Source organism: Bradyrhizobium dasycarpum (genome assembly GCF_042019905.1).
Taxonomy (GTDB): domain Bacteria; phylum Pseudomonadota; class Alphaproteobacteria; order Rhizobiales; family Xanthobacteraceae; genus Bradyrhizobium; species Bradyrhizobium japonicum_B.
The window spans coordinates 4,672,079-4,698,669 of the sequence record NZ_CP169574.1 but is presented as its reverse complement, the minus strand read 5'-3'; the positions used below and the strand labels follow the sequence as shown (position 1 = coordinate 4,698,669).

Here is a 26,591-nt window from a genome sequence, read left to right as displayed (position 1 = left end):
CTGGCGTCAATGCGCCGACTATCTGCGTCGTATACACGCCGACGGATGGCAAGCGATGCGTCGATGCATCACTCGGTACGAGGCGGCCTGGACTTGTGCCGGGCCCGGCGGGTACGCGGCAGACTTCTCTGACGAAGGCAATCTCGTCGCGGTCCGGCTAAGGCCGTCGCGCACGGGCGGGGCCGCGCGAGCTACGCGTGGCAGGGGGCGTCCGAGAATCTCGTGCTAACGACGCTCACCGGGGGGTGACGCCCCGGGACTTGCCAGAGGACTTCGTCGAAGCAGCGGCGCAGACTGCCGTCGATGCCGTTGCCGATTGGTCATCGCCCGACGCCAGAAAGCGACGAGGTCGCCCGCTTCGATGAAGTGGAACGTCGCGCCATCGAGAGGGGCGTCGCCAACGCCGACGGCAATATTGCCGCCGAGAAGTGATGAAGTTCAAGCCTACGAGGTCTGACGCTTCGTATCGCCCTGGGATCGATCGACCGTGTTTGCTGCGACCAGCAAACTTTCGGCCTTCGCCGGCGCTGAGCTTCCAGCAGGTCGCCGATGTGTGCGTCAGCGCGTGGACAGGTGCGACCGAGGCTGCGCGCGCCGCTCGTAGCTGCCGTCCTCGCGACGAGGTCGCGCTGCCGGTTTTCGAAGTCGACGGTACCCTCGATGGTCTTGTCGGACACGCCTTCGACGTGCGCGTAAAGACCGAGATCCAATTCCTGGTTCACGACTTCAAGGACGAAATCGGCGACGATGAAGAAGCGCATCCGTTCCACCGCGGCGTCCTCGGCATCCGGGCTTGTAGGTCGAAAGAGTCCGCAGGAAGTCTTCTTCCCACTTCCAGCCGGCGAAGCCCTTGTACTTCATCAATGTCTCGATCGGTCCCTTCATTCGCTTTCTGCCTGTTTCCGTTGAGGCGATCTGGAAATCTCGGAAATCGCCCGAAGATCGTGCTGGTCAGCCCAGCGCGCTTGCTTGTCGGGCCCGCCTGAGCGCCGTCCATATGTCCAGAAGGCCGAAACCATGCGCCGGACGCCGAACGTCAGAGAGACGAAGCGCTGCGGGAATTCGACGTAGAACCTGACGTAGATGTCGGCCCTCCACCGTCCGTAATGTTCTAGGTTCGATAGGTAGTCTTCTTCCCGATCGAAGAACCCCAACACGCACTCCAGCGCTTCGATGACGTTGTGCTCGGGTCGGATCCCCGCCGTGAAGTCGAAATCCGGACCTCGTTGTCTGAACAACCCCTTGAAACGATAGCCGTGAAACTCCGGCTTCAGGTCTCTCATCCACTCAACCGTCGTCACGCTGTCCTTGACCGCCTCGGCCCCCAACACGGCGCAGACTAAGGTCGCGGCGTCCCTGCGTGACATCGCCGGCGCATTGCGTCCCCGACCGCCGGCAGTGACGAGCGGAAGTCCCTCCTTCGCTCCCTTCGCTTCCCGCAGGTTCTTGACGTGCTGCGCGGTCGACGTCTGCGGCTTGCCGAGGGCGATAGCGACCCCTTCGGCAAGCTGGCGGGAATTAACCATCGGGGGCCGGCCCATTTGACTCCACGGAATTAAATTCCGTAGAGAAATGGCCAGTCGCCGTCAAGTGACGCGACAGCACCCCGAAGGGAAAACTCGACATGACGGACCAAGCGAGCTCGCACCAGGTAAGGCGCAAGTTGTTCGAAAGTAACGGCTTTCGCCGGGAGGCCTCCGAGCGGCTCAATCTCGACCGCAAGATGGTCCAGCAGGCAATCGAGGCGCTCGTCGCCGCCGGCGTGGTCCCCTGCCTGCGGCCGGACAACGTCGAAGCGCTCGCCATGGACGGAGCATGGCTGCTGATGGGTATCGGAAGCCGGGTTCGCCCCGACGCGATCGCGCGCGTGACGCCGCGCTTCGCCTCGATGACCCTGCAGATCGACGGAGCCAATCCGCGAAGCGTGCCCAAGGCGGGCGTGTCGTTCGAGGAAGAACTGGCAGGGATGTTCCGCAAGATGTGGTGCGAGGCCGCGATGCCGCCCGTCCAAGGCGTCGGCCTCCATTGGATCGACGGTCGCGGCACCGTGCTCTTCGGCACGATTGACCGGTGGGAGCGCGGCGGCCCCAAGCACCAAAAGGTCTTCGCTTCCGAGCCCCTACAGCTTCCTCAGGCACCGGGAGGAGAGTGGGATTTCGTCCACCTGCTCGATTCGTTCCGCCTGCCGGCGGTGGGAGGCATCTCCATCAGTCCGCTCCCGCTGTTGGGCTTCATCGAGCTCTTGGCTGAACGCGTCGAAGAGACGGCGGCGAGCGTGCTCTGAGCCCGTCCCGTCCGCACGGCGAAGAGCAATTCGCCTACGAAATCCGACGTTCAGGAAAATCACGCCCGTCTTGGTCGTAGGGCCGCTCGCTTCGCACGACCAAGCGAACATGCCCGGATAACGACCCGGGTTGGTTGCCAAACCAGCCAGAACAGCGGCCGCAGCAACCAGTACAGAAGCTGAAAGAGCAGAAGATAAGCGAGGAAAATGCAGACCGGTCCGTTGAGACCGAGTCGCTCCGCAGTCCAACCGACAGCCGACGCGACCAATGTCGGATGGGTGAGAACGACGTAGAGGACGGCTATGTTGCCTACCGGTCCGACGGCTATCATGCCAACGTTCCGCAGTATATTCGTCGCATTCGCCGCGACGATGCGGGGAGAGGCCCTGCCGACGACGGCTTCGCCCACGCGCGCTTCTTTCGCAAGAAGACCGACGCCGCCCGCTACGACAGCGACGTCCAAAGCAGCGTCGCCATAGTCCTTCCACGTCGGCGATTCCCCGCGCGCCCAAACAGTTTCGAGCTTGTGAATCCCGCCCAAGACCAAGTTCTTTGTCCCGAGCACGGTCGCCTCTATCGATTTTCGCTTCGCCTGCCCGTCGACGATTTCGAACTCCGCTAAGACTTCCGCACCGCGCTCGTCGAGCTCCTGCACGGCCATGAAGCCCATCTGTTCGCCACTGGGTCCATCGCCCCACGAGGGCATGCGACCCTGGGAGACCTGTTGGAAGGCCCCTTGAAGCCTGGCATTGACGCGATATCGGTTGGACCCATGCTCGACAAAGTAGCCGACCACCGGGACAACCATTTGCCCGTAGCGTTCGAACACGGACTGGAATAGCGGATCCTCGCCGTAAAGCGCGAAAACCTTCGTTGCTATCGCCGGATATCGCCGTGCGGCCTCCATCGCCGTCAGCCCATAGGCAACGCAGATCGAAAGAACGTCGAGATCCAGCGTTTCCGCATAGGCTTTCGAGATGGGACACTTGGCCCCCGGTTTGGATACCTCGTCCGAGATCGCCGTTCTGGTGGCAACCTCCTTGAAGTCTCGCCGATCGGTCGCCGTCGCCGACGCTCCCGCCGCGACCGCGATCAGAAACAGTGACGTGACGAGTGATTTGGTGGGCATGGCGCGCCTCGCGTTCCGTGATTCGCCATCAAATAGCTGACAAAAGCGCCCAATCGTTGACAGGTCACCTCGCTCGTGCTGGAGCTGACGCCGACCGAGCTCATGGTGAAGGGCGTCTACGTGAACGCGCCGGAGGATTGCGCCATCTAAGAGGCCACTCATGACCTCGCCGAGGACTTCGGCCATATCGTTATTGACGAATTCGATATCGACGTGGGTACGCCCGACATGGTCTCCCATTTGTCGCAGCGCGCCGTGACTGCTCCCGTTCACCGACCGGGGATCCTGGCCTTGTCGTCAAAAATCGGTTGGTAACGGTCGACGGGGCACGGATTAACCTCGCGTTTACCATACTGAGAGCTTCCGTAACATTACGCTACCGATCCGGGTCTGCAGCCTGTATATGACATGTCACATGATGTGATTTATCACATAAAGGCAAATCATGAGCGGCTTTGGTCGATCGGCGACCGGACATCTCGAACGGCTCGCGCTCTCTCTGGAGAGCTGCGGCGACTATCGGTTGCTGCGGCGACTGAAACCGCGCCTTTTCGCGCCGGCGAGCGACGGCCCGCCGACGCGCCGCGCCGTATTTCTCGACGTCGAGACCACGGGCCTCGATCCCGAGGTCGACACCGTCGTCGAGCTTGCCATGCTGCCCTTCGATTACGACCCGGAGGGCAGGATCGTCGGCGTCGGCAAGCCGTTCGCCGCTTTCCGCGATCCCGGCCGCGCGATTGCCCAGGAAGTGGTGGCTTTGACGGGCATCACGAACGAGGCGGTTGCGGGAGCGACAGTGGATGAAGAGGCCGTCCGGCAAGTGTTGGAAGGCGTTTCGCTCGTCGTGGCGCACAATGCGGGATTCGATCGTCCGTTCTGCGAGCCCTTGTGGCCGCTGTTCGCCCGCAAGGCTTGGGCTTGCTCCCTGAAGGAGATCGACTGGGCCGGCGAGGGCTTCGAAGGGACCCGCCTGTCCCATATCGCGGCGTCCTACGGATTTTTCTTCGACGCTCACCGCGCCGTCGAGGACTGTCATGCGGGCGTCGAGATACTTGCTCGCGAGCTTCCGCGCAGCCGGCGCACCGTCCTTGCCGCGCTTCCTCGAGTCGGCCCGCGCGCCGAAGCGGCGCGTCCGCGCGGAGAAAGCACGTTACGGTGCGCGCAACGTTCTCAAATCGCGCGGATACCGTTGGATGTCGAACGGAAAGGACGAACCGCTCGCCTGGTGCGCGGAAGTCGCCGAGGAAGCGCTGGAAGCTGAAATCGCATTTCTGCGGAGGGAGGTCTACGGGCGTCCGGACGCCGAGATCCCCCACACGCGCGTGACGGCCTACGACCGCTATTCCCGCCGAAGTCGATGAGGACGCCGACGCAACGGCGCCGACAATGCATGAGGAAATCGAAGATGAGCGACAAAAGTGAGGGACCTTTTGGTGCGCGGGCCGAAGCCGCTTCTCGTCGTCGGAAGGCGTCGAAGCGCCAGGCCGCACTGACGGAGGAAAGGCAGCAACTTCTGCGTGGCGTGCTGGCCGTGATGGCGGCGGCCGCACTGAACGAGGAAATTCGCCGTCGGTCGGATAAGGCGAGGAGGAAGCTTGCGCGGGCGTCGCGACGGGCTGCCTCCGAGGAGCCGGCCGACGCCGACGTTCATCGATCCGTCACCATGTGAGATGCCGGGGGCAAGCCGTTAGGCGCAACTTAAAGCTTGCCTGGAAACCCTAGCTCAACCCGACAGAATCCGACCGACAAACTGCAAAACCCGATTGGAATGTGAAGATGAACTCGTTGATCCGCACAGCCGCAGGAAACGATACCATTTCGGTGGTGCCCGCGGACACCGTCCGCGTCGTCTGCTATGCGGGCAAATCGAGCAAATACGACGTGCCTCTCCAGGAACAGATGGATGCGATGACGGAGTTCTGCTCGCGGCAGCCGGGTTGGACGACGATCGGCGTCTTTGGCGAAGCACACGAAGGCAAGCGCCTCTCACAGCGCCGCGACATCCGGAACATCCAGGACCGAATGCGGGCCCGAGAGGTCGACGTCGTGTTAACGACGAGCCTGCGTCATTTGAGCCGCAACCCCGCCGAACTCTCGCGCTTCTTGGCCGACGCCGAGCACTTTCGTGCGCAGGTCTGGACCCTGGAAGGCCGAGTGGACCCTTTCGTCCGCGCATCACTTCAACTCGTCGTGGGGCTGGAGCTTGGCGGCAACAGGCAGGCTATGAACGCGCGGAAGAACAGGGAAATGATCACGGACGGCCGACACGTGGGGCGCGCTCCCTACGGATATCGGACCGTCACGGCAGCCGGCCAGCCGGGCCGACTCGAGGTCGTGCAAGAAGAAGCGCACATCGTCAGGCACGTCTACGAACGCTATCTGAGCGGAACGTCAATCTCCAATATCCTCCGGGAACTCAAGGAAATGGGTGTTCGGCCGCCTCGCGGATGCGTGTGGAAGGCGAGCATGCTGTCGGAAAAGGGCGTCGCCGGCATTCTTCACGACCGGGTTTATACAGGGCTGGTCGTCTGCGGCATGTACCTGACCTATACGGACGGCCTTACCGGCATGCGGCATCGAATTCTCAAGCCTCGCAAGGACTGGATCATCGGCGCAGGTCGGCACACTCCGCTCGTGAGCCGGGATAAGTTCGAACTCGTTCAGAAGCGCTACCACCAATCTTCGACGGCAGAAGCCGGGAACTAGCGCTGGCCATCCACTCCCGAATCTCAGACGTACGGTACCGTTGAGCATCTCGGACGTCCGGGAGCAAACTGCGATCTACTTCTCCGTGGTGAGCCGAGCCACCAGCCTTCCGATCAGAACGTGCCCCTCAGGCGGAGCGGCCGAGTGTCCGCCGAGCAGCACACCTGCCGCCGGCACCGTAGAAGACGAACTCGCCACCGGCGGTCGCATCGCGCCTCGACGTGTCGACGAAGAGCCGGTCTCCCTGCTCGAGACCTTGCATCGGCTTCTCGACGACCAAGATGACCGTGTCGCTCGCTGCGGCACCGAACAGGTTGGTGACGAGGCCTTTCGGCAATTTCCAGGTTCTAAGCCGCCGGGGTGACGCCGGCGATCGGACGATGCTGGCTGCCTCCACCTCGTGGACCTCGTCCTCTTCCGATGTGGCCGCCGGCTTGCGCGCTTTGGCGGCTGCCACGAGCAGATTTATCTTCTCGCGGTCGAAAACGGTCGCGGGAGTTGCGATGCGGGCCAGATAAGCGACGTCCAGCGAGGCCAGGGACGCAGTGCCCGCAATCATCTTGTCGGCCTCCTCTCCGAGACCTGTCGGAAGCTCGCCGCGGGTGAGCCACCTAGCCGATACGGACAAAGCCTCCGCGTATGCTTCGGCCATTCTTTCATTGACCGGACTGTTGCCGACTTCGTGAGCTCCGTAGCTGGATTGGACGATGCCAGAGGCCACGCTGAATTCGTAGGCGCTGGCGTATCCGCGAACCTTGCGCGCGAGCTTCAACCGGGCGCCGACGGCAGCAGGCCGGATTTCCGTCGAGGCATTTTCTTGGAAGGGCTGCCCAATCCGCAACCTTTCGATCTCGGTTCTGGCGGCATTGCCGCCACTGAAGGCCTCCGCCGTCATCCCGAAGGCGGCGGCATATTTCTTCGCGTCCTCCGGGCCGATCTTCCTTGTCCCACTCTCGTGCGCCCTCATAGAGGGTTCTGACCAGCCGAAATGGATTGCTGCCGCCTTGGCAGACGAGAAGCCAGCCAGACTCCGCGCCAGGCGCAAAAGCTGGCCTGTTTCGGGGATTCCGAGGTTTTGGATCCTCTGCGCCAAGAAAAACGCCTCCAGTCGTTAAAATTGACGTATCAGTTACCAGTAACTTGGTAACGGATACTTGGTAGCAGTGCGCTCAGTCAGTGTCAAGCACAGGAGAGCGCAGATGAAGGTTTTGGAAGTCGCCCATCAGAAGCCTTGGGAAGGAGCCCGGTTTTGCTTGTACGGGCGCGTTTCCACGCCTGCGCAGCAAGAAGCTCTGGACGCTCAGATGAGCGATCTCAGGACGAGGGTGCTGGCGAAGAACGGCGTCATCGTCGCCGAGTTCACCGACGTCGGTACGGGCCGGACGGCCAAGCAGCGCCGCGGTTATCAGCAAGTCCCTCTGCTCATCGAGGGGCGTCAGATCGACTATCTGCTGACCCGCGACATCAGCCGGCTTTCGAGGGACTTCAGCAACCTCGATCAGATGTGGCGGTTCTGCCAGCAGAACGGCGTCGTCATCTACGACACCCAGGTGGGCGAGGTGAGCGGCCTGTTCTGCTGGGCCCTCGGACTGGTCGCCAAGCTGATGCCGAGCATCGGGGCCGAGCAGGTCCGGACGTCTCTCTCCGTGAAGGCCCGCAAAGGCCTGCATCTGGGTCGCCCCCCGCTTGGGTACGAATGCGTGGAAGTCGACGGGGAACGCGGCCACCTCAAGGTGGTCGAGGACGACGCCAAGATCGTGCGGCAGATCTACGCTCGCGCCCTGTCCGGATGGTCGCTACGTGGCCAGGCCAGAGCCCTCAACTTCGAGGACCGCGTCAAGTCCCCGAGGGGCGGTCGGTGGACGTCGGAAGCCGTCCGCTACATCCTCTCCAATCCGGTCTACCGCTGCACCATGCTGTGGGGCCGGACCAAGACCTATTTCCACGCGATCAGCGAGGCGTTCCAGCGCGAGGACCGCCCCGAGAGCGAATGGATCCGCTCGCTCGGGTCGCACGAGCCGCTCGTCAGCGAGGCCGACTTCGACGCCGTCCAGGCCATCCTGGCGGGCAACAAGGTTGTCAATCCGACCAGGAAGCGCGGCCCGGCAGTCTTCCTCCTCGAGGCCTCATCAAGTGCCCGAAGTGCGGCCGGCCCGACGAGCACGGCAACGTCAACGGCAGCTCTATGTCGGTGGTGGGCGGCGACGGTCGGCGGCTCAGGATGCGCTGCGTCAATGCCAACGCTGGCAAGTGCGACAACACCCGGACGTTCTACCGGGACCACATCCTGCAGGCGGTCCTCCAGGGGCTGCTCGACCACCTCCGGTCGCCCGAAGCCTTGGCGATGTTCGTGGAGGAGCAGAACGTCGCCTCCAAACGGCGGCTCGACGGTGTCGGGACTTCGCTCAAGAAGATGGAGAAGCGCGTCAAGACCATCGACACCGAGATCAAGCGGCTGACGGACCAGATCGCTCGGGGCATCAGCGCGACCGCCTTGGGTGACGGCATTAAGGCCCGCGAAGCCGAGAAGAGCGACCTGCGGGCGCGCCTCGACGACATCGAGAACGCGTCGGTGACCTTCGAGTTGAAACGGCTTTCACTGGCCGACTACGCGGTCATGGCCGAGCGGATGTTGGCCAACGTCTCCGCCAACTCGAAGAGCCCGGGGAACATCGAGCTGAGCGAGCACCTCGAGGCGCTGGTCAAGCACGTCTACGTGCACCCCCTGAAGCCCAAAGGCTTCGAGGTCGAGGTGTTCGGCAAGCTGGCCACGCTGGTGACGGGCTCGCTTTCCTACCGTGCTCAGCACCGTAAGGGTAACGCCGATAAGGATATGCTTACTAGCGAAAGCCTTACGATCTCGCGCGCGGCCCAAAAGCTGGTGATCGCGCTGCCCCGCTCGCGTGGTCCAAGTCACAAGCCTCCGCGAAAGGCGGTGCCGCGGCAGTCCGAGCCGGACCTCGTGCGCGTGCTGGCCCGGTCCGACGTTCCTCTCACGGCCAGGGTCATTGCCCGCCAGTTGGGGGCGATGAACGTGGTGCGAACCGTCACCGCGGTCCACAACGCCTTGGCGCGCCGGCCCGGCCAGTTCATCCGCATCCGGAAGAACGGCTTCATGCTGCGTTCGAAGTGGGAGAAGCTAAAGTGCCGGTACTTAGTGACCACGGCGGAGATCGTCGAGGCCACCCGCGAGGTCCTGGAGGCCTCCGGGAAGCCCATGAGGCCGCAGGAAATCCTCGAGCAGCTCCGGGCACGACGCCGCAAAATCTTCGGTGACGAACTCGGCGTCCTCAAGACGGTCCTGAGCAAGCACCCCGACGTCTTCGAAGCCAAGGGGCGCCAGTATGCTCGGTGGATCCTGCGCTCGGCATCGGCGCCGGTCGAGGCCATCGCCGCCTAGGAGGGCAGCAGGGCAGCGGCAACCTGGATCGACGACAGGACGGACGGGTATCTGGATGGAAGGAATCCCGAGACTTCCGAACCGAGCGCGAAGTGCGACCCTACCCGACCTTCTGGCGCCCCGGCGGAGATGCTCCGCCTGCTGGCGGACAACGCCGTGGCGGACGAGGCGAGGACCAGGCGTCGGCCAGACTGCGTGGTGGGAATAGCAGGGGCACCTGCCCCTCGGAGTGTGTGCTCCCTCGGCCTGATGCTGAGAAGCCAACACGTGGCCGGCTCGTCTGCGGAGCGAGCGTTCGACCTACGGGGTCAAACAAAGACTGCCTGCAATTGGCGGCGTGATCATCACCGCGACCGACGACCGCATCAACCCGCTGGATCTCCGTGCCCTGGGCGTGGGCGAGGCCTACGTCACCTGGCACGACCAATACTTCAAGGTGAAGACCTTCCACGCCTTTCCGGAAGGCCAGTACAAGAACCTCCCGCAGCTCGAACTGCGCGCCAACCACTTCATCCCGGTGTCGCGGCCCTCGCCGATGGACGACAAGAAGGAGGAGACGCTGCCGCTGGTGGCCGAGAAGCTCGCCGACGCCAAGTTCGCCATGATCGTCGAATCCCGGGCCAAGGAGGAACGGGCCGCGATCGAGCAGGTGGCCGCCCCAGAAGCGCGACCCGGCCAGGATGAAGAGCGAGGACGCCTGCGCCGCCACCGCGATGCTGCGCGCCGACAAGAAGACCGGCCCCGGCGGCGACTACCTCACCGCCTCCTGCGCCGCGACCGCCGCGGTCACCCTGGCTCAGATCAACGACGCCAACGTGTTCACCCGCGAGGTCCGCGGGGTCGAAGGCCTGCCGGAATCGCCGCTGGCCGGGATGCCGGCGACCGCCCGCTCCGGCAAGGGCCGGACCCCGTCCGACGTGCCGGGCGCGGTGCCGCCGGCCGATCGGGCCGCGGCCGCCCGCGCCGACGCGCGGGGCAATGCCGGCGCGCCCGCGGGCCATGCCAGCTCCGGCGGCTTCGGCCGCGGCAACGAAGCCGTGGCTCCGGTGCGCACCGGGGCGTTCGGCCGCGACGTCGCGGGTGCGCCCCCGCCCGGACGGCCGCCGGGCCGGCCGGTGGACGCCTGCGCGCTGCCGCCGCTTGAGGACGATCTGCCGCCGCCCGGCGCCGGCGACGACATGGAGTTTCGAGGCCGACGCCGATTTCGACGATCCGACCGCGTTCACGGACAGCTTCGGCCGGCCCGACGTGCCGACCGATCCGGAGCGGATCGCCGCGCAACGCTCCGACGCGCCCTCGACCATGCGCAAGGTGGAGCACGGCGTCACCATCGACGGCCACAGCACGTTCAAGATGGCCGAACAGCTGCAGCACAACGACGCCACGCTGCGCTTCCTGGAGGCGCTCAACTTCGACGCCCCGAAGGGCGCCGAGCCCGGCGTCGAGGTGGTCGACACCGCGATCGAGAAGGCCGTGATCTTCGACGATGAGCCGGAGGCGGCGCCGCCGCCGCGGGCGCCGGCCCCCGATCCGGTCGAGATCGAACACGCCGACGTCGCCTCGGCCAAGGCGACGCAATGGACCGAGCGGGCGGCCAGGCCCGCGTCCGCAGCGCCCAAGTCGCGCGAGGCGGTCCCGGATCTCGATGCCTCCGTCAAGAGCGGCAACATCGAGGACGCCACCGCCTCGTTCCTGGCGGATCTGCTCGATGACGACGATTGAGATGCCGGCATATGGCATCGGGCCAGGATCGTCGGACGAATAGACACCACCACCTCAGCCGAGGGGGATGGACCGGCGGCTCTGCCGAAGGCGCTGTTCGCTTATCGTTTGGTCTTCCGAGCCCGGCTTGGCGTATCGAGCAGTTCCGTAACGGGTACTCCGAATGCGGCCGCTATGGCTTCAATCATTATCAGTGTGGGGTTGGAGCGGCCATTCTCGAGCAGGCTGACGGCATTTTGTTCAATATTGAGTTCGCTCGCCAGACGATCCTGGCTCCAGCCCCTCAGCTTTCGGAGCCGACGAGCGTTAGTTGCGAGGGCCTTCACCGCCTCTGAATTCCGGGCAGGAAACCTTTTTTCGAATCCTTGCTTCGCCATAAGATCGGGTCGGCCTCGTGCTTGAGCGCTCGCGGGGAGCTGCCCTTCTTATACGGGCCTCGACGGAGACTTCCGCTGAGTAACGAGATCGATACCGGAGTTGTCGGAGTTATCCACCGTCCGAAAGGCCGTCTCCGTGACGGTGGCGAAGCTTCGTCCCATGAAGCCGCCCGTCCGGTGCCTCCCTCCCTGCGATCCCGAGCGGCGTGGGCCGGCACCGGCCGGGAAACTTGCGGCGCAATGAGGCCCGCCAGGGACGTGGCGCGCACTCCTGAGGTGTCCAGTCCGCCTCCGACGATTACTGCATCGCGTCAAACTTGGCGTCTTACCGTCCACGACCTTGAACATATCGTAGTGCGGCCGCATCTGCCCGTTCGGCAGGAACTGGACGTACACGTCGCCTTCACTGGCTTGTTGCGGATCTCCTTCAGGGTGTCCAACATCGCTCGACGAACGCCTCCAGATGAACAACAGTGACAAGCAGCCAGGCATCGCGCGCTGAATGCAGGCTCATGTGGCTTTGTTTGCCAGGCGCCACGATGCGACAAAACCGGGCTAGATGAGGGGGCACCTCATGTTCCACACGGAAACAACGGCGCTTGTCGATGAAGTCTGCGAAAGCCTTTCGCACCGCGAGATCGGAGCGCGGACTCACGTCGATCTGGCGTTGATTGATTGCACATGACGTATGATCGTGAAGGTAACGCCCGCTGAACAGGGCGAAAATAGACAGGCCGCCTCGTCCTTGGGACCGATGAACCGAAGCGCCGAACAGACAAACTTGCCGACATTCGGCCGCGCCCTTCTACACAGTCATCTAGATAGGAGAGGCATAATAGCACATCCAACTCTTGGAAGACGCGCGTCATATCAACGTATAGGAGATTTCAAGTGTGGCGGGCGGCTACGATGATGCGGATCGACCGCCCGGGGAAGAGAATATCGCACGTCGTATCGAGCGGACCGATGCGATTCTTGAACGGAGCAGACAAATGGAACGTCGCGACCTTCTTAAGGGCGGTCTTGCAACGACACTGGGATTCGTTGGCAACCCAATTCCGCTTCTGGCGGCGCCACCGGTTATAGGCGAGACTTCAGTGGCCCCGACCCAGGACATAGCCGTGTCTGCGACCGAAGCACGCCTCGAGACCGACAGCCTGGGCGAAGTGCGAGTTCCGGCCGAAAAGCTTTGGGGTGGTCAAGCTCAGCGCTCGCTTGAGCATTTCCGGATTGAACCCGATCTGATGCCGCGGGAAATGATTACCGCTTATGCCATTGTGAAAAAGGCCGCCGCTAACGCGAACTATGCCGAGAAGCGGCTTCTGCCGCTGCAGCATCAGCTCATCGTTCAGGTCTGCGACGAGATTCTGGACGGTCAGCACCACGACATGTCTCCGCTGCATGTGTGGATGACCGGAAGCGGAACGCAGTTCAACATGAATGTGAACGAGGTGATCGCCAACCGCTGCAGCCAGATTGCGGGTACCGCCATTGGAAGCAAGAAGCCCGTACACCCAAACGACGACGTCAACATGTCACAGTCGTCGAACGATTCGTTCCCGTCGGCCATGTACGTGGCGACTGCGATCAACGTGAAGCAACGTCTGATACCGGCCGAAGGCGTTGCAGGATCCAATCGCCAAAAAGTCTGTTGAGTGGATAGATATCAACCTCATTGCTCGCGAACCCCGGCTTGTCGGAGTCCTTCGACGATGTCGTCGTACTCACGACGAAACTGCGGATTGCTAGAACGTGCGTAGCCGATTTGCTGGAACCACTGGATCGTGAAGTCCGGTCGGATGGCATTCAATTCGACCAGTACTTGTTGGGCCATTTCCAATTGGCCGGTGGCTCCATAGGCTGAAATCAGATCTACATACGGAAACCACTCCAGTTTATTCAAGCTGATGGAGCGCTTACATTCATCGATGCCTTCCGCGTATTGGCGCAGATGGACATGAGCATGACAGAGGAAGTAGTGCCAAGTGCCAGCGGCTGGATCTTTGGGGCTTAGGCGCAAGGCGATCTGAATCGGGGAAAACGCTTCGCGCGCGCGTCCCGCCGTAACAAGTACGATCCCCTTGGATGCATACGCAACGGGCGAATTAGGATCGATTTCTAACGCTGCGTCGTATTCAGGTAAGGCTTGCTCAGGATTTCCGTAGTTCAAAATGGTTCCCTTGGCTACGTGCGCGTTTGCAGTCGCCGGGCGCTTTGCGAGAACTTGATCAATTAGCTTCAGCGCCGTCCTTTTGTCCTCGATCACGGATGTTGACCATCCGTAGATTGTCAATCGGCGTCCGACTGGGACCCCCTATCGGCATCCAAAAGGGACCCCTTTGATCGGCGTGCTCTGCTGGTAGCGCTCGGGTCGTCGGAGCTGGTCGGGGTTGCGGAGACGGCGCGAGCGCGGGTTGTTTGAACATCGTCGCGGCTTTTGAATCGCCAGCTGTCGTTGCCGGTCTCGACGATGTCGCAGTGATGGGTCAATCGGTCGAGTAGCGCGGTGGTCATTTTGGCATCACCGAACACGCTGGGCCATTCGCCGAACGCAAGATTGGTGGTGACAATGATGGAGGTGCGCTCGTAGAGCCGGCTGATGAGATGGAACAGGAGCTGACCGCCGGATTGCGCGAACGGCAGATAGCCCAGCTCGTCGAGAACGATGAAGTCCATGCGGGTCAGATGCTCGGCGAGCCGTCCCTGCCTACCGTTGCGGGTCTCGGTCTCGAGCCGGTTGACGAGGTCGACGACGTTGTAGAAGCGTCCTCTGGCGCCATCGCGGATGCAACTTCTGGCGATGGCAATGGCCAAATGTGTTTTGCCTGTACCAGTGCCGCCAACTAGCACGACGTTGCGTTGTTGGGCGATGAAGCCGCCGCCAGCGAGATCATTGACGAGGTCTGATTGATGGGCGTGCCGTCGAACTGGAAGTCGGCGATGTCCTTGGCGAGCGGCAGCTTGGCAATGGTGAGCTGGTATTTGATCGACCTGGCTTGCTTCTCGTTGATCTCGGCGTTGAGCAGGTCGCCGACAATGCGTTGAGGCTCGTGCTGGCGCTTGACGGCAGTTGCCATGATCTCGTCGAAGGCAGCCTTCATGCCGTAGAGCTTAAGTTCGCCCATGAGGTCGAAGATTTGGGTTCGTTCCATCAGATGGTCCTCCGGAGGTTGTCGTAGCGGGCACAATCGGCGATCGGTGCATGACGGAGCGTCAGTGCGGCCGGCGTCATGATGTTGGCCGGTGGGGCGGGTTCACGTTGACGGGCCAGGATATTGAGAACGACATCGGCGGAATGGACGCTGTGACTGAGCGCTTCGGCACAAGCCGCTTCCACCGCGGACAGACCGTCAGTCAGCACCGCGTTGAGGATGTCGACCATCTGCCGATTGCCATCGTCGGTGCTGGCAAGCTTGCGCCGGATCCGCTCGATCGCGGCCGGCAGCACCCAGTCTTTGAAGGGAGCACCGTTGCGCAAGGCGCCGGGTTTGCGGGCGAGCACCGGCACATAATGCCAGGGGTCGTAGACAGTATCGCCGCGGCCAAAGGATCGCGGGTGCTCGGCAACGATGCGTCCATTCTGACGGATCACGATGCGATCGGCATAGGCTTGAACCTCGACCGGTCGTCCGACTGCACTGGCTGCGACCGAGTACTTGTTGTTGTCGAAGCGCACCAGGCAGGTCTTCGAGACCGATGCCGTCACCGCATGGAAGCCGTCGAAGCGGCCGGCATAGGGAACGAGTTTGGGGCGTTCGGCTTCGAACACGTCCCAGATCGTCTGATCGGCCAGCTCCGGATGGCGATGAGCCTTGGCGTAGGCGATGCACTTGTCGAGCAGCCAGGCGTTTAACTCGTCGAGGTTTTTGAACCGCAGCCGCGGCGTGAAGAAGCGCTCCCGGACCAGCCCGACCTGGTTCTCGACCTGCCCCTTCTCCCAGCCCGACGCTGGCGTACAGGCGACCGGATCGACCAGATAGTGGCTGCACATCTGCAGGAAGCGACGATTGTAGAGACGGCCTATACCGACGAAGATCGTCTCTACGGCGGTCTTCATGTTGTCGTAGATGCCGCGGGTGCAGGTGCCTTTGAACAGGGCGAACGCCCGGTCGTGGGCGTCGAACACCATCTCCTGCGTCTCCCGCGGATAGGCCCGCACGAACAGCATACGGCTGTGACAGAGCCGGACATGGGCAGCCTTCACCATCACCGTGGTGCCGCTCAGCAGGACGACCTCGTGGCTCCAGTCGAACTGGTAGGCTTCGCCTGGTGCAAAGCTCAGCGGCACATACGCCGACGCTGTCGAGGTGCCGCGTTCCTTGCTCCACCGTCGTGCGTATCGACGAACCGCATCATAGCCGCCGGCATAACCGAGGCCGCGAAGCTCTTCGAATAGCCGGATCAGCGTCAGCCGTTCCCGTGCTGCCTTGCTCTCATTCCCTGCCAGCAACCGGTCAAGCTCGGCACTCCAGGCACCGATCTTCGGGAGCGGCTGCGTCTCGCGCTCATACCGGAACTCCGTCGCTTGAGAACGAATGACCTTGCGAACCACCTTCCGCGATACGCCAAGTTCTCGGCAGATCGCCTTGATCGGACGACCATCAACAAAGTAGGCGCGACGGATCTTACCAATCGTCTCCACCACCAGCATCCCAACCTCGGCTTCCATGACTCGATGGAAGCCACTGTGGACCCTTATCCCGGGGTCCCGATTGGATGCCGATCACCCCGAAAACGGGGTCCTTATTCCATGCCGAAACACACTACAGAGCCGGCGAGGCGCGAAAAGAGGAGGTCGAGATCCGAACATAGGCGCAGACCACAAATTTGACCGCCGCCTCGATTTCATCGGCACTGCTGATGTCGCAGACGACGCCAAGGGCGGTGCCGCTCCCGCTGCCAGGGCAATTTTCGGGAGCGCGCGGCCCGTTCGTAAGACCATTTTTACAGCATGAAGCTGCCAAGCAGTTCCTTCCTTTAGCAGACGCTCCGGCCCGCGCAGACGATTGCGGGCCGGAGAGAAATAGCTTCACGCCCCCTTCTCGCCGCTCATGACAGGCCCGAAGCGCTCCCAGCTCTCACCCTTGAACCGCATCATCTGCAGCTGCTCGATCGGTGCAAAGTCGGTCGGGCTGGTTTTGATGCGCGTGCCCGGTAGATAGATGCCAATTTCGAAATCGAGACTGGCAGCCTGCTTCATCACGTTCTCGCGCGTCAGGTCGTCCTTGCATTGACGCAAGACCTGCTCAAGTCCCTTGGCGACGCCGTATCCAAAGACTGTGGCGGCATCGTCGAGATCGCCCTCTGGATACCACTTGGTCATGAAAGCACGCCACTCGTTCATTGCTGGATCGTTCTTCCACTCGGCGTCCTTGGGATCCTTAAGATACGCCGTTGAGAGAATGCCTTGCGCGTTGTCGTAACCTGCGGGCTTGATCACGCCGCCGATCGATCCGGAGACATTAGTCAAAAACTGGACCGGATGCCATTTCAGCTCGGACACCTTCTTGATAGCCTGCGCGGCGAATTTGGGCGTCGCGATATTGAAGAAGATATCGGGATTGCCCCCCTTGATTTGCACGACCTGCGAGTCGACGGTTGGTGAGGAGGTTTCGTACGGCGCCTCCACGACGATCAGCTTGCCCGCCTGATCACCAAGCCCGTCCTTCAGCCCGATCAGATAGTCCTTGCCGAAGTCGTCGTTCTGATAGAGGACGCCGATAGTCTTGCCGGGATAATTTTGCAAAATGTACTTCGCATAGATCCGCGCCTCAACCTGATAGCTCGGCTGCCATCCCATGGTCCATGGATGGTCCTTCGGATCGTTCCACTTGGCGGCACCTGTCGAAACAAACAATTGCGGCACCTTCTTGGTATTCATGTATTTCTGGATCGCCGTGTTGCCCGGCGTTCCGAGTGGATTGAAAATCAGCAGCACCTCGTCGCTCTCCACCAGCTTGCGGGCCTGCTCCACCGTCTTCGGTGGGCTATAGGTGTCGTCATAGGAGATGAATTCGATCTGCCGGCCGTTGATGCCACCTTCGGAGTTGATCTTCTTGAAATAGGCGGCTTCGGTCTTGCCGATAGTGGCGTAGGCTGACGCTGGGCCCGAGTACGGCATGATGTTGCCGATCTTGATCGTGGCATCAGTTGCGCCGGTATCGTATTTTTTCTGGGCGTTTGCGCCGGTGATACTCGACGCGATCGCGAATGCGATCGTGGCGGTGTAGATCAGTCTGCGGCAAGTCAAATGCATTGCAGTCCTCCCATGACGCTGATCATTCCCAAGCTTCTGTCGAGCTCTGGGTGTGTCCAAGTATGCACGAAGACTCGGTCGTCGCCAGTGAGCGAACGTCACGCCAAATTCCGTGAAATGATATTTGCGGCGACGCGGCATGATGTCTGACTGAGCGAGCATCATATGCGAGGAATCACGTGACGCGGCTCAATACGCGGGCAAATCCTGGCTGTTTGCCGAAGCCTGCACCGTCGGAACGACACCCGCGGCTCTTCGCCTCGTCGCCAATACGGCCTCGCACCGGCTGGACGCGCCATCCCGTTGGTTTGCGGGGACATCACAATCTATGCGGTAACCCGACCTCTCTTCCACTTCCCCAACACTTGGTGTAGGTCGGCGTGGGTCCCCCGAGGCCGATCGGCGAGCTAAGTTATTGACCCAGCAGGTGGCGAAGGGGCCAACTTGGACGCCTATTCACGCATTGCGAAACGGCGACTTGTCGGGAGGCCGGGCTCCCCTGTCAGGAAGGGCGGCCTAATGCCCACACCGGACAGGCCGAGGCGCATGTACGTCCGGCCGAGCTCAAGATCTTGCATCGGCGGCTATTGTTGAACGCAGTTCTGGATGTCGCTCGTGAGAATGTCGGACTGATCCAGCTGAGCGTCATGCGAGAGGGAGACTTGCGCTTCGCGTGGGCGTCCAGGGAATCAGGTGATCCGATGAGCGGTCACCTGTTAACTTGTTCTAAAGCATCGATTCTAACTTGTTGTTTCCCCAAGCTCATTAGGATGTTTGTGGGGGAAACCATGAACCACGAACTCATGTTCGCGGCACTCAACGCCACGAACGAAGCCATTCTACGTTCGGCGAACAGCTCCGAACTTTACCAAAAAGTCTGTGATGCCGCGGTCCACGGCGGCCACATTCGGATCACGGCCGCCCTTATCCCAAATGATGCGGGATCGCTCAACGTTGTTGCTGCAACGAGCGAGACGGGGTTCATTCCGCAAATCAGCATTTCAGTTGATGAGACTTCGGTCCACGGCCACGGACTTGCGGGACGGGCATATCGCTCTGGGCTCGCCGCTCTCAGCAATGACGTGGTTCATGACGACACGTTGAAGCCGTGGCGAGAGCATTCGATAGCCTGCGGCGTCGGTTCAACGCTGGCCGTCCCGATTGTTCAGCGCGAGCAAAGCATGGGCGTCTTTCTGTTCTGCTTCGCAGCAGCCGGGTCTATCACTGGCGAAATAAGTGCGCTTCTCGAACGGGTCGTCGAGAATGTCGCATTCGCTCTCGAACGTTTTGAGGGGGCCGAACGGCAAAAGGAAGCCGAGCGCGCGCAGCGCGAGGCAGAGAACAAAGAAGCTGCGTTGCACCGCATGTACATCGCGCTTTGCAAGACAAACGAAGCCATGATGCGCGCCGGGTCGCGCGAAGAGCTCTACGAACTTGTTTGCGAGGCAGCGGTTCTGGGCGGGCATTTTACTTCGACGACAATTGCCTTGGCTCAGCCCGACGATCATTTCTTGAGGATTGTCTCCACTAAAGGACAGAATGCCGATCGGGTTCGCAGCACAGCGTTTTCGGTCTTGGCAGACCACCCTCAGGGTAAGGGACTAACCGGCACCTCGTTCCGTTCAAAAATGCCCTGCATCAAGAATGAATTCTTGCGTGATGCCGGGACAAGCCATTGGCACCAGCTTGCGGAAAGAGGAGGGACACGCGCTGGTGCAAGTTTTCCTCTGTTCAGCGACGGCGTAGCCATCGGAGTCCTGCTCTTCCTGGCCAGCAACGAAGGCATCTTCACCTCTGAGATCGTCGAGCTACTGGCCAGGCTGGCCGAAAACGTGTCCTTCGCGATCCAGAATTTTGACCGGACGGATGCAAAGAGAATGGCCGAGGAGCGCATCCGCTTCCTGGCAACCCACGATGCTTTGACGAGCATCCCGAATCGCTCGATGTTCACGACAATGCTCTCTGATGCGCATCAGCGCGCGAGCAGGGCACCGGGTCGCCGGCTTGCCGTTCTCTTCATAGACCTTGACCGCTTCAAAATGATCAACGACTCGCTCGGTCATACTGCCGGCGATCAATTGCTTATCGAAGCATCCAAGCGGATGCGCGCGAATATTCGGGCTGAGGACGCGCTCGCCCGGCTAGGCGGTGACGAGTTCGTGGTTTTGCTTGACCAGCTGACCGGCAAAGATCAGGCGACTGCGATCGCCCACCGGCTTCTGGAAGCGCTCGGGTCACCCTTCCTCCTGTGCGGACACGAGTGCCGCATCAGCTGTAGCATCGGGATCGCGATTTTCCCAGATGATGCCTCCGATCCCGAGGAACTCGTCAAGCAGGCGGACACCGCAATGTATGCGGCCAAGGCAGGTGGAAAGAATGCATACCGCTTCTTTTCGGCGGAATTGCAGTCACAATCGCTCAAGCACCTGGTTCTCGAAGCAGACTTGCGCCGAGCGATGGAAAACGACGAGTTGTTTCTTCACTACCAGCCTAAGGTGAATACGGCGGGCCGGATTGTCGGCGTGGAGGCCCTTTTACGCTGGAAGCATCCGCAACAAGGGATAATCGCCCCCGCAGCCTTCATCCCAATGGCCGAAGAGAGCGGTCTGATCATTCCGATAGGGAGGTGGGTGCTGGAAACAGCTTGTCGCCAGAGCACCATGTGGCAGACGCTGGGGTTGCCGGCGATCTCTATGGCGGTCAATCTCTCTCCGAAGCAGTTCACCGATCATGAATTGCTGGGATTTCTTGACGGGGTCCTCCGCGAAACGGGCTTAGCTCCCGAGCTCCTGCAGCTTGAGGTCACCGAGAGCATGGTGATGCAGAACGTCACGCATGCGACTGCGGTCATGCAGGCCATCAATCGTCGCGGTGTTCGTCTGGCAATTGACGACTTCGGCACGGGTTATTCGTCTCTCTCGTTGGTGAAAGACTTCCCTATTGACACCATAAAGATCGATCGTTGCTTCGTTGGAGGGATCAGTGAAAGCCCTAAAGACCGCGCTATTTCCGCAGCTATCATCACGCTCGGACAGGCACTTGGTCTGACTGTGGTTGCCGAGGGCGTGGAGACCGCCGAACAAGATGCCGTTCTAAAAGATTTCAACTGTCATGAATTTCAAGGATTCCTGTTCAGTCGGCCGGTTTCGGCCGACGAAATTTCGCGCTTGCTAGGTGCCAGCGACAGCCTCACGGAGCAGATAGCATCTCCATCCCTCGCCTCAGCGGACGAAGGAAGAATGCATTGTGTCTGACCTTCGGCGTTCGAAGATAAGTTTTAGTGGCGTGTCCACTAGAGGCCGATTCATTAGAGCGACTCGATTTTGACTCTCGATCTGCGTCTCGCAAGCTGTATGAAACCTCACGAGATGCGGGCGAATCTTTCGCGAGCCGGCCGGTGCTCGTAGGCCGCGTTGCGATTAAAATCACGTCTAGTATCTGCGGCGTCGTGTGCGGGGTCAAGTCAGTCCGTCGTCTTCACGATCTCGGCTGGCTGCGAGGCGTAGTAGGCCGCCGCCTCGTCGATCTCTTGGGGCGTCATCGCGCGGGCGATGTTGCGCATCTGCTGACTGATGTCATTAGTGCGTTGGCCGGACGCGAAGGCCTGAAGCTGCGCCTTCAGATAAGCCTCGGACTGCCCTTCCAGCCAGGGGCTGCCAGTCTTGTTGTCGAGGCTGCCGTGGCAGGAGCCGCAGGGCGCGATGCCGCGGACCGGGGCCCCGTAGATCACGATGCGCGGCCTGGGGAGTTGCGGCGTCGGGTGGTAGGCCGGCAGCCGCGGCAGATAGGCGTAGTAGGCGGCGAGATCGGCCATGTCCTGGTCCTTGAGGTCGACGGCGAACGGCGACATCACGGCGTTGCTGCGGGCGCCAGAGCGGAAGTCGAGCAGTTCCTTGTAGATCACGCTCGCGTACTGGCCCGCCAGGTTCGGCGAGTCCGCGCGGCTGATCCCGGTAGGGCCGTGGCAGATGGCGCAGCGCTGCGCGAGGGTCGCGCCGCGGCCGATCGATTCCTGGCCGGGCCTCGCCAGCATCGTCGGCGTCAGGACCGCCTCGGACAGGCGCGGTCCCACCTTGGCGGTCGGAACGGAGGCGGAGCGCTGCGGCAGGCCCGCCGCGCTGCAGATCGCGTCCCACAGCCCGGCGAATTTGAGCTCCTTTTGCGCGTAAGGCAGCACGATGAAGCCGCCGAGCGCGGTAAGGACGAAGAGGCCTGCGGCGAGCCCCACACCGGCGGAAAAGTACGGATTGCGGAACGTGAACAGTTCGCGGGCGCTCATTATTGCGCTCCCACGTAGACCGCCGGCACCGAGGTGTCGGATCGGGCGGCCAGCGTCAAGATGGGGTAGGCGTAGTTCGTGACCGTCAATCCGATCATCAGCGCTACCCAAATCGCGTAGCTGTTCAGCGCGAGCGGCACAGTGCGGACCGGGTGAACGGTCTGGCTGAAGCGGTAGGCGCCGGCAGCCACTACCGGCTGGCGATGCGCGGTCGCGAGGATGTACAGGAAGAGCAGGCCCGAGATCAGCAAGACAAAGGCGCCGATGGCCGACAGCGTGACCGAGAACGCCTGAGGCGCGATGGCCGGGTCGGAATAGTCGTAGTAGGCCATGCGGCGGGGCATGCCTAGGATACCGACCCAGTGCCACGGGAACGTGGTCACGATCATGCCGACGAACCAAAGCCAGAGCTGGGCGCGCACAAGACTGAGGGTCGGCAGGGCCCGACCGGTCAGATGGGGCCACAGATCGTAGGCGACGGCGAAGTACATGATCACGATGGCGCCGCCGAAGATCAGGTGGAAATGGCCGGTGATCCACTGCGTGTTGTGGATCGTGGTGTCGAGCTGATAGCTCATGTTGATCAGCCCGCCGGCGCCGCCGAAGCCGAGCAGGACGAACGAGAAGGCGACCGCCAGCATGATGGGATTGTCCCAGGGCAGCGCCCCGATCCAGCCGAACGGGCCACGGCCGCCGCGCAGGCGCGCTGCGATCTCGACCGACGCGCAGATCGTGAACACGGTGAGCAGGGTCGGGAGCGCGACGAGCGCGGTGAAGGCGGAGTGGATGAACTTGAAGCCGGCGCCGACCTGCGGGTCGGCGAAGGTGTGGTGGATGCCGATCGGCATCGCGACGACCAGGAACAGGATGAACGCGATCCGTCCCATCGTGTCGCTGTAGAGCCGGCCGCCGATCGCGCGCGGCACGATGGTGTAGTAGGCGATGTAGGTCGGCATCAGCCAGAAATAGACGATGGCATGCAGCGTCCATGAGAAGAACACGCGCGCGAGTCCCGCGTCGATGGTGGTCCTCCAGCCGAGCGCGACCGGAATGATCTGCAGCAGGAGTTCTAACGCGGCTCCGACGGCGGTCCAGGCCCAAAGGTATGAGCCGGCGACGTTGGCGAACATCGCAAGCGGAATGGGCTCTCCGGGATGTTCGCGCCGCCATACCCGCAGGTTGAGGGACATCAGTGCGACCCAGACCCAGGAGCCGACCACGACCAGCACGACGCCGATGTAATAGAACGCGCTGCCGATCAGCGGCGGGTAGAAAGTGTAGAGCACGGACGCGCGGCCTAGCGCGACCGGCACCATCGCCATGACGCTACCCACCACGATCAGCCAGAAACCCGTCCAGGCCCAGCGCACGCCGACGAGGGGCTGCTTGAGTGCGGATTCCGAGATGGCGTAGCCGAAGCCCATCGCGACCAGCGTCGGAAAAACGTAGCCCATGACTGTTCCGTGGGCGGTCAGCGAGCGATAGTACCATTCCGGATTGCTGATCCAGGTGTAGAGCGGGCTGCGCACGAACATTTGCCAGGCGCCGAGGAAGAGCGCGAACCCGAACACCGCAAACGCCAGCCAGAAATGCGCGAGGATGAGCTTTCTATTCACCAACACAGCTCAGCCTCCCGCCGCTCTTCGCCTTCGCGGCGAACTCGTCTTTGTCGATCACCTTGACCTTGCCCCACATGCCTTCGTGGCCGAAGCTGCAGAATTCCTGGCACGGCATCAGATGGTCGCCGGGTTTCTCGAAGCGCATGAATTGCTCGGAGACGTAGCCTGGCACCAGCATGGTGTTGACGTTGGTGCCCTGGACGAGGATCCCGTGGACCACGTCGGCGCTGGTGGCGCGCAGCGTGATCGGCGTCTGCGCCGGCACCAGGATGCAGGCGGGCGTGAAGGAATACTGCTGGCCGATGGCACGGACAGTCACGGCGCCGTTCGGCTCCAGCATGCTGCCGAGATTGGATTCGACGAACTCGCCCGAGAGGTGCAGCCGCGTCGGATCGATGGTCTCGACGCGCGGCTGCGGCATGGTGACCTGGTGGATGCCGGCGAAGGCCGCCAGTACGGCAAGCACCACGATGATGATCACCGAGATGGTCGCCCAGCGGCGCTCCGTGCGCGCGGCGACCTCGGCGCCGTGATGGCCGTCATGGACGGTCATTGCAGGGCCCCGCGAGGGAGAAAGACGAAGAGGTAGAACGCAAACCACATTCCCACCACCAGCGCCGTAGCTATCCCGGCCACCGTCAGGGCCCCGCCCGGTCCGGCCGCAACGATGCGATCGACGCGGTCATCCGCGGTCGACTCGGTCTGCTCGGGGAGATCCGTGTTGATCATCTGGGCCTCAGTTCAGGGGCGCGGAGCGCAGTTCGTTGGCGTCGCGGGCGCTGACCGGGGCGCCGCGATTGCCCCATGCGGTGCGGATGTAGGAGACCACGGCGGCGACCTCGTTGTCGGAGAGCAGGCCGGCGAACGGGGGCATCCCGTAGGGGCGCGGATTGCCCTCGGTCCCGGGCGGGTAGCCGCCGTTCAGCACCATCCGGATCGCGTTGACGGCGGACTCCATCTCGATCGACTGGTTGTTGGCGAGAGGGGGCCAGTGTGGCGGCTTGCCCTCGCCCTGGGCGCCGTGACAGCTCGCGCAGCGCGCGTCGTAGACCGTCTTGCCGAGGCTGATCAGAAGACTGCTCTCGCTCGTCGGCAGGACCGGCGAGATCGCCGGCGTGCGGGACGTCGGCTCGGCGATGCTCTTCAGATAGATCGCCATGGCCTTGGTGTCTTCGTCGGTCAGATATTGCAGGCTGTTGTGCACGACTTCGGCCATCGGGCCGTACACGACACCGCGGGCCGACACCCCGGTCTTCAGGAGGTCGGTGATGTCCTTGATGCTCCAATCGCCGAGGCCGGCCTCCCGGTTCGACGTGAGCGAAGGCGCGTACCAGTTTTGCATGGGAATGAGGCCGCCCTTGAACGCATCAGATTGGGATGTGCCGCCGAGCGCGTTGATCGGGGAGTGGCACATGCCGCAATGGCCGAGACCTTCGACGAGATAGGCACCGCGATTCCATTCGGCGGACTTTGAAGGGTCCGGCTTGTACTCGCCCTCGCTGAAGAACAGCGTGCGCCAGCCGAGGATCAGTTGGCGGTTGGAGTAGGGGAAGCGGAGGTCGTGCTCCCGGTTCTTCTGGCTGACCGGCGAGATCGACTTCAGATAGGCGAAGATCGCGGCGCTGTCGGCTTGGGTCACCTTCGTGTAGGAGGCGAACGGCATCGCCGGGTACATCAGTCCGCCGTCCGGAAAGCGGCCGGTGTGCATGGCCTTGTAGAAATCCTCGGTCGTCCACTTGCCGATGCCGGTGTCGCGATCGGGCGTGATGTTGGAGGAGTAAAGCGTGCCGAACGGCGTCGGCATCGCGCGCCCTCCGGCGAAGACGCGGCCCTCCGGAGCCGTGTGGCAGGCGATGCAGTCGCCGGCGCGGGCGAGATACTCGCCGCGCTTGACGATGTCGCCGGGGGAGTTCTGCTGCTGCGCGTAAGCCGGGCTCGCTAGGAACCAGAACAGAAGACCAACGATTCCTGCGCGTGAAAGCATCGCCGTCACCTCAATCCGGTTCGCTTCCGCACGCGAAGGGCAGAACGTAGGCGCCCTTGGGAGCGGGAGCGATGACAATCGGAGCGGGCCGGCTCGCGAGGTAGGCCGCCACCGCGGTGACGTCCGCCTCCGTCAGCCGTGCCGCGACCTGCTGCATGCAATCCGGAGCCTTCGCCGTCCGCGTGCCGTAGCGCCAAGCGCCCAATTGCGCGCTGACGTAGTTCGGGCGCAGTCCGAGGAGACCGGGGATGCCGGGCTCCATGCCGGTGAGGCTTGGCCCGTGACAACTGCCGCACGCCGGAATTTGCCGCACCGGGTCGCCACGCGAGACCAAGGACTGGCCGTGCTGCAGGACCTCCTTGCTGGCGTCGCTCGGCGCGGGCGCGGGAAGCGGCGGACGCTGCTCGGCGAAGTACTCGGCCATCTCCTGCAGGTACGGGTCGCCGAGATATTCGAGCAGATAGTTCATCGGCGGGTATTTCCGCCGGCCGTTCTTGAACGCGAGAAGCTGGTTGTAAAGATAGCCGGCGGGCTTGCCCGCTAGGCGGGGAAAGTAAACATCGCTGGTGCCTTCGCCCTGTTTGCCATGGCAAGGGGAGCACGCTTCGACGCGCGCCTCCATGGTATCTGGCGGCTGACCAGGTGTCTGAGCCGAAACGGGAAAAGTCTGGACCGAGATCGCCAGCCCCACCCCTGCCATCGCAATTCGCATCCGCACGCGGTACCCCAATGCTGCGCAAATGAGGGGCTCAACGTCGGACGGCGGAATTTGTTCCGGATGCTCTGAGGCGGCGAGGCGGGAAGGCGACGCGGGGATCCCAGGCCATAACCGGG

General features: G+C 62.4%; 22 protein-coding genes and 4 pseudogenes. 11 read left to right on the top strand and 15 right to left on the bottom strand.

What is annotated here, in order from left to right; all coding sequences use genetic code 11:
* Positions 1 to 320: 320 nt before the first annotated feature.
* Both ACETMP_RS22515 and ACETMP_RS22510 read right to left on the bottom strand, forming a co-directional pair.
* Positions 321 to 761 carry a hypothetical protein gene (locus ACETMP_RS22515; RefSeq protein WP_375157920.1) on the bottom strand — a complete coding sequence of 147 codons (441 nt, stop codon included), beginning with the start codon at positions 759 to 761 and terminating at the stop codon, positions 321 to 323.
* 120 nt (positions 762 to 881) lie between these two features.
* Complete coding sequence (locus ACETMP_RS22510; RefSeq protein WP_375157919.1) at positions 882 to 1,526, bottom strand: hypothetical protein; 645 nt, start codon at positions 1,524 to 1,526, stop codon at positions 882 to 884.
* Positions 1,527 to 1,624: 98 nt separating this feature from the next.
* On the opposite strand from ACETMP_RS22510, the gene ACETMP_RS22505 reads away from it, so the two are divergent.
* On the top strand, positions 1,625 to 2,284 hold the full coding sequence (locus ACETMP_RS22505) for a hypothetical protein (RefSeq protein ID WP_375157918.1): 660 nt from the start codon (positions 1,625 to 1,627) through the stop codon (positions 2,282 to 2,284).
* Between the two features lie 59 nt (positions 2,285 to 2,343).
* On the opposite strand, the gene ACETMP_RS22500 is transcribed toward ACETMP_RS22505, so the two are convergent.
* Positions 2,344 to 3,414 carry a hypothetical protein gene (locus ACETMP_RS22500; RefSeq protein WP_375157917.1) on the bottom strand — a complete coding sequence of 357 codons (1,071 nt, stop codon included), beginning with the start codon at positions 3,412 to 3,414 and terminating at the stop codon, positions 2,344 to 2,346.
* Positions 3,415 to 3,859: 445 nt separating this feature from the next.
* Here ACETMP_RS22500 and ACETMP_RS22495 point away from each other — a divergent pair, with 445 nt between their 5' ends.
* The 3 genes from ACETMP_RS22495 (at position 3,860) to ACETMP_RS22485 (ending at position 6,120) form a co-directional block, all read left to right on the top strand.
* Complete coding sequence (locus tag ACETMP_RS22495; protein WP_375157916.1) at positions 3,860 to 4,675, top strand: 3'-5' exonuclease; 816 nt, start codon at positions 3,860 to 3,862, stop codon at positions 4,673 to 4,675.
* A gap of 144 nt (positions 4,676 to 4,819) precedes the next feature.
* Entirely contained in the window at positions 4,820 to 5,083 is a 264-nt protein-coding gene (locus ACETMP_RS22490) for a hypothetical protein (RefSeq protein WP_375157915.1), read from the top strand.
* A gap of 107 nt (positions 5,084 to 5,190) precedes the next feature.
* Positions 5,191 to 6,120 (top strand): recombinase family protein, encoded by a 930-nt coding sequence (locus ACETMP_RS22485; protein ID WP_375157914.1) that lies wholly within the window; start codon positions 5,191 to 5,193, stop codon positions 6,118 to 6,120.
* Positions 6,121 to 6,247: 127 nt separating this feature from the next.
* Here the strand turns inward: ACETMP_RS22485 and ACETMP_RS22480 are convergent, their stop codons facing one another.
* On the bottom strand, positions 6,248 to 7,213 hold the full coding sequence (locus ACETMP_RS22480; protein WP_375157913.1) for a helix-turn-helix transcriptional regulator: 966 nt from the start codon (positions 7,211 to 7,213) through the stop codon (positions 6,248 to 6,250).
* Between the two features lie 106 nt (positions 7,214 to 7,319).
* Between ACETMP_RS22480 and ACETMP_RS22475 the strand changes: the two are divergent.
* From ACETMP_RS22475 to ACETMP_RS22455, 5 genes and pseudogenes are all read left to right on the top strand, one after another.
* Positions 7,320 to 8,180, top strand: a pseudogene (locus ACETMP_RS22475) (recombinase family protein); the annotation flags it as partial.
* Positions 8,111 to 8,371 (top strand): annotated as a pseudogene (locus tag ACETMP_RS22470) (zinc ribbon domain-containing protein); the annotation flags it as partial. The pseudogenes ACETMP_RS22475 and ACETMP_RS22470, both read left to right, overlap by 70 nt.
* Before the next feature lie 162 nt (positions 8,372 to 8,533).
* A complete protein-coding gene (locus tag ACETMP_RS22465; RefSeq protein WP_375162061.1) occupies positions 8,534 to 9,520 on the top strand; it encodes a hypothetical protein in 987 nt (328 codons plus the stop codon).
* A 337-nt stretch (positions 9,521 to 9,857) separates the two neighbouring features.
* Complete coding sequence (locus ACETMP_RS22460) at positions 9,858 to 10,664, top strand: hypothetical protein (protein WP_375157912.1); 807 nt, start codon at positions 9,858 to 9,860, stop codon at positions 10,662 to 10,664.
* Positions 10,661 to 11,242, top strand: coding sequence for a hypothetical protein (locus ACETMP_RS22455; protein ID WP_375157911.1), 582 nt, complete (start codon positions 10,661 to 10,663; stop codon positions 11,240 to 11,242). Before ACETMP_RS22460 ends, ACETMP_RS22455 begins: the two co-directional genes overlap by 4 nt.
* 101 nt (positions 11,243 to 11,343) lie before the next feature.
* Here the strand turns inward: ACETMP_RS22455 and ACETMP_RS22450 are convergent, their stop codons facing one another.
* Positions 11,344 to 11,619 (bottom strand): helix-turn-helix domain-containing protein, encoded by a 276-nt coding sequence (locus ACETMP_RS22450; RefSeq protein ID WP_375157910.1) that lies wholly within the window; start codon positions 11,617 to 11,619, stop codon positions 11,344 to 11,346.
* A 992-nt stretch (positions 11,620 to 12,611) separates the two neighbouring features.
* Here ACETMP_RS22450 and ACETMP_RS22445 point away from each other — a divergent pair.
* Positions 12,612 to 13,302, top strand: a pseudogene (locus ACETMP_RS22445) (lyase family protein); the annotation flags it as partial.
* On the opposite strand, the gene ACETMP_RS22440 reads toward ACETMP_RS22445, so the two are convergent.
* From ACETMP_RS22440 to ACETMP_RS22425, 4 genes and pseudogenes are all read right to left on the bottom strand, one after another.
* On the bottom strand, positions 13,292 to 13,885 hold the full coding sequence (locus tag ACETMP_RS22440) for a tetratricopeptide repeat protein (protein ID WP_375157909.1): 594 nt from the start codon (positions 13,883 to 13,885) through the stop codon (positions 13,292 to 13,294). The pseudogene ACETMP_RS22445 and the gene ACETMP_RS22440 sit on opposite strands and share 11 nt — an antisense overlap.
* 164 nt (positions 13,886 to 14,049) lie before the next feature.
* Positions 14,050 to 14,771, bottom strand: a pseudogene (gene istB / locus ACETMP_RS22435) (IS21-like element helper ATPase IstB); the annotation flags it as partial.
* Positions 14,771 to 16,270 carry an IS21 family transposase gene (gene istA, locus ACETMP_RS22430; RefSeq protein WP_375157908.1) on the bottom strand — a complete coding sequence of 500 codons (1,500 nt, stop codon included), beginning with the start codon at positions 16,268 to 16,270 and terminating at the stop codon, positions 14,771 to 14,773. The pseudogene istB and the gene istA, both read right to left, overlap by 1 nt.
* 378 nt (positions 16,271 to 16,648) lie before the next feature.
* Positions 16,649 to 17,875, bottom strand: a complete 1,227-nt coding sequence (locus ACETMP_RS22425) for an ABC transporter substrate-binding protein (RefSeq protein WP_106948291.1) — start codon at positions 17,873 to 17,875, stop codon at positions 16,649 to 16,651.
* A 788-nt stretch (positions 17,876 to 18,663) separates the two neighbouring features.
* On the opposite strand from ACETMP_RS22425, the gene ACETMP_RS22420 reads away from it, so the two are divergent.
* The gene (locus tag ACETMP_RS22420) at positions 18,664 to 21,129 is read left to right on the top strand and encodes an EAL domain-containing protein (protein ID WP_375157907.1); all 2,466 of its coding nucleotides are present in this window, start codon (positions 18,664 to 18,666) and stop codon (positions 21,127 to 21,129) included.
* A 209-nt stretch (positions 21,130 to 21,338) separates the two neighbouring features.
* Here the strand turns inward: ACETMP_RS22420 and ACETMP_RS22415 are convergent, their stop codons facing one another.
* From ACETMP_RS22415 to ACETMP_RS22390, 6 genes are read right to left on the bottom strand one after another with little or no spacing between them, the layout of a single operon-like run.
* Positions 21,339 to 22,154, bottom strand: coding sequence for a c-type cytochrome (locus ACETMP_RS22415; protein ID WP_375157906.1), 816 nt, complete (start codon positions 22,152 to 22,154; stop codon positions 21,339 to 21,341).
* On the bottom strand, positions 22,154 to 23,776 hold the full coding sequence (locus tag ACETMP_RS22410; protein WP_375157905.1) for a b(o/a)3-type cytochrome-c oxidase subunit 1: 1,623 nt from the start codon (positions 23,774 to 23,776) through the stop codon (positions 22,154 to 22,156). The genes ACETMP_RS22415 and ACETMP_RS22410 overlap by 1 nt, the downstream gene beginning before the upstream one ends.
* Positions 23,763 to 24,326, bottom strand: a complete 564-nt coding sequence (locus ACETMP_RS22405) for a cytochrome C oxidase subunit II (protein WP_375157904.1) — start codon at positions 24,324 to 24,326, stop codon at positions 23,763 to 23,765. The genes ACETMP_RS22410 and ACETMP_RS22405 overlap by 14 nt, the downstream gene beginning before the upstream one ends.
* Positions 24,323 to 24,502, bottom strand: a complete 180-nt coding sequence (locus ACETMP_RS22400; RefSeq protein WP_028133722.1) for a hypothetical protein — start codon at positions 24,500 to 24,502, stop codon at positions 24,323 to 24,325. The genes ACETMP_RS22405 and ACETMP_RS22400 overlap by 4 nt, the downstream gene beginning before the upstream one ends.
* A gap of 7 nt (positions 24,503 to 24,509) precedes the next feature.
* Positions 24,510 to 25,757 (bottom strand): cytochrome c, encoded by a 1,248-nt coding sequence (locus ACETMP_RS22395; protein ID WP_375157903.1) that lies wholly within the window; start codon positions 25,755 to 25,757, stop codon positions 24,510 to 24,512.
* Between the two features lie 10 nt (positions 25,758 to 25,767).
* A complete protein-coding gene (locus ACETMP_RS22390; protein ID WP_375157902.1) occupies positions 25,768 to 26,379 on the bottom strand; it encodes a c-type cytochrome in 612 nt (203 codons plus the stop codon).
* Positions 26,380 to 26,591 lie beyond the last annotated feature (212 nt).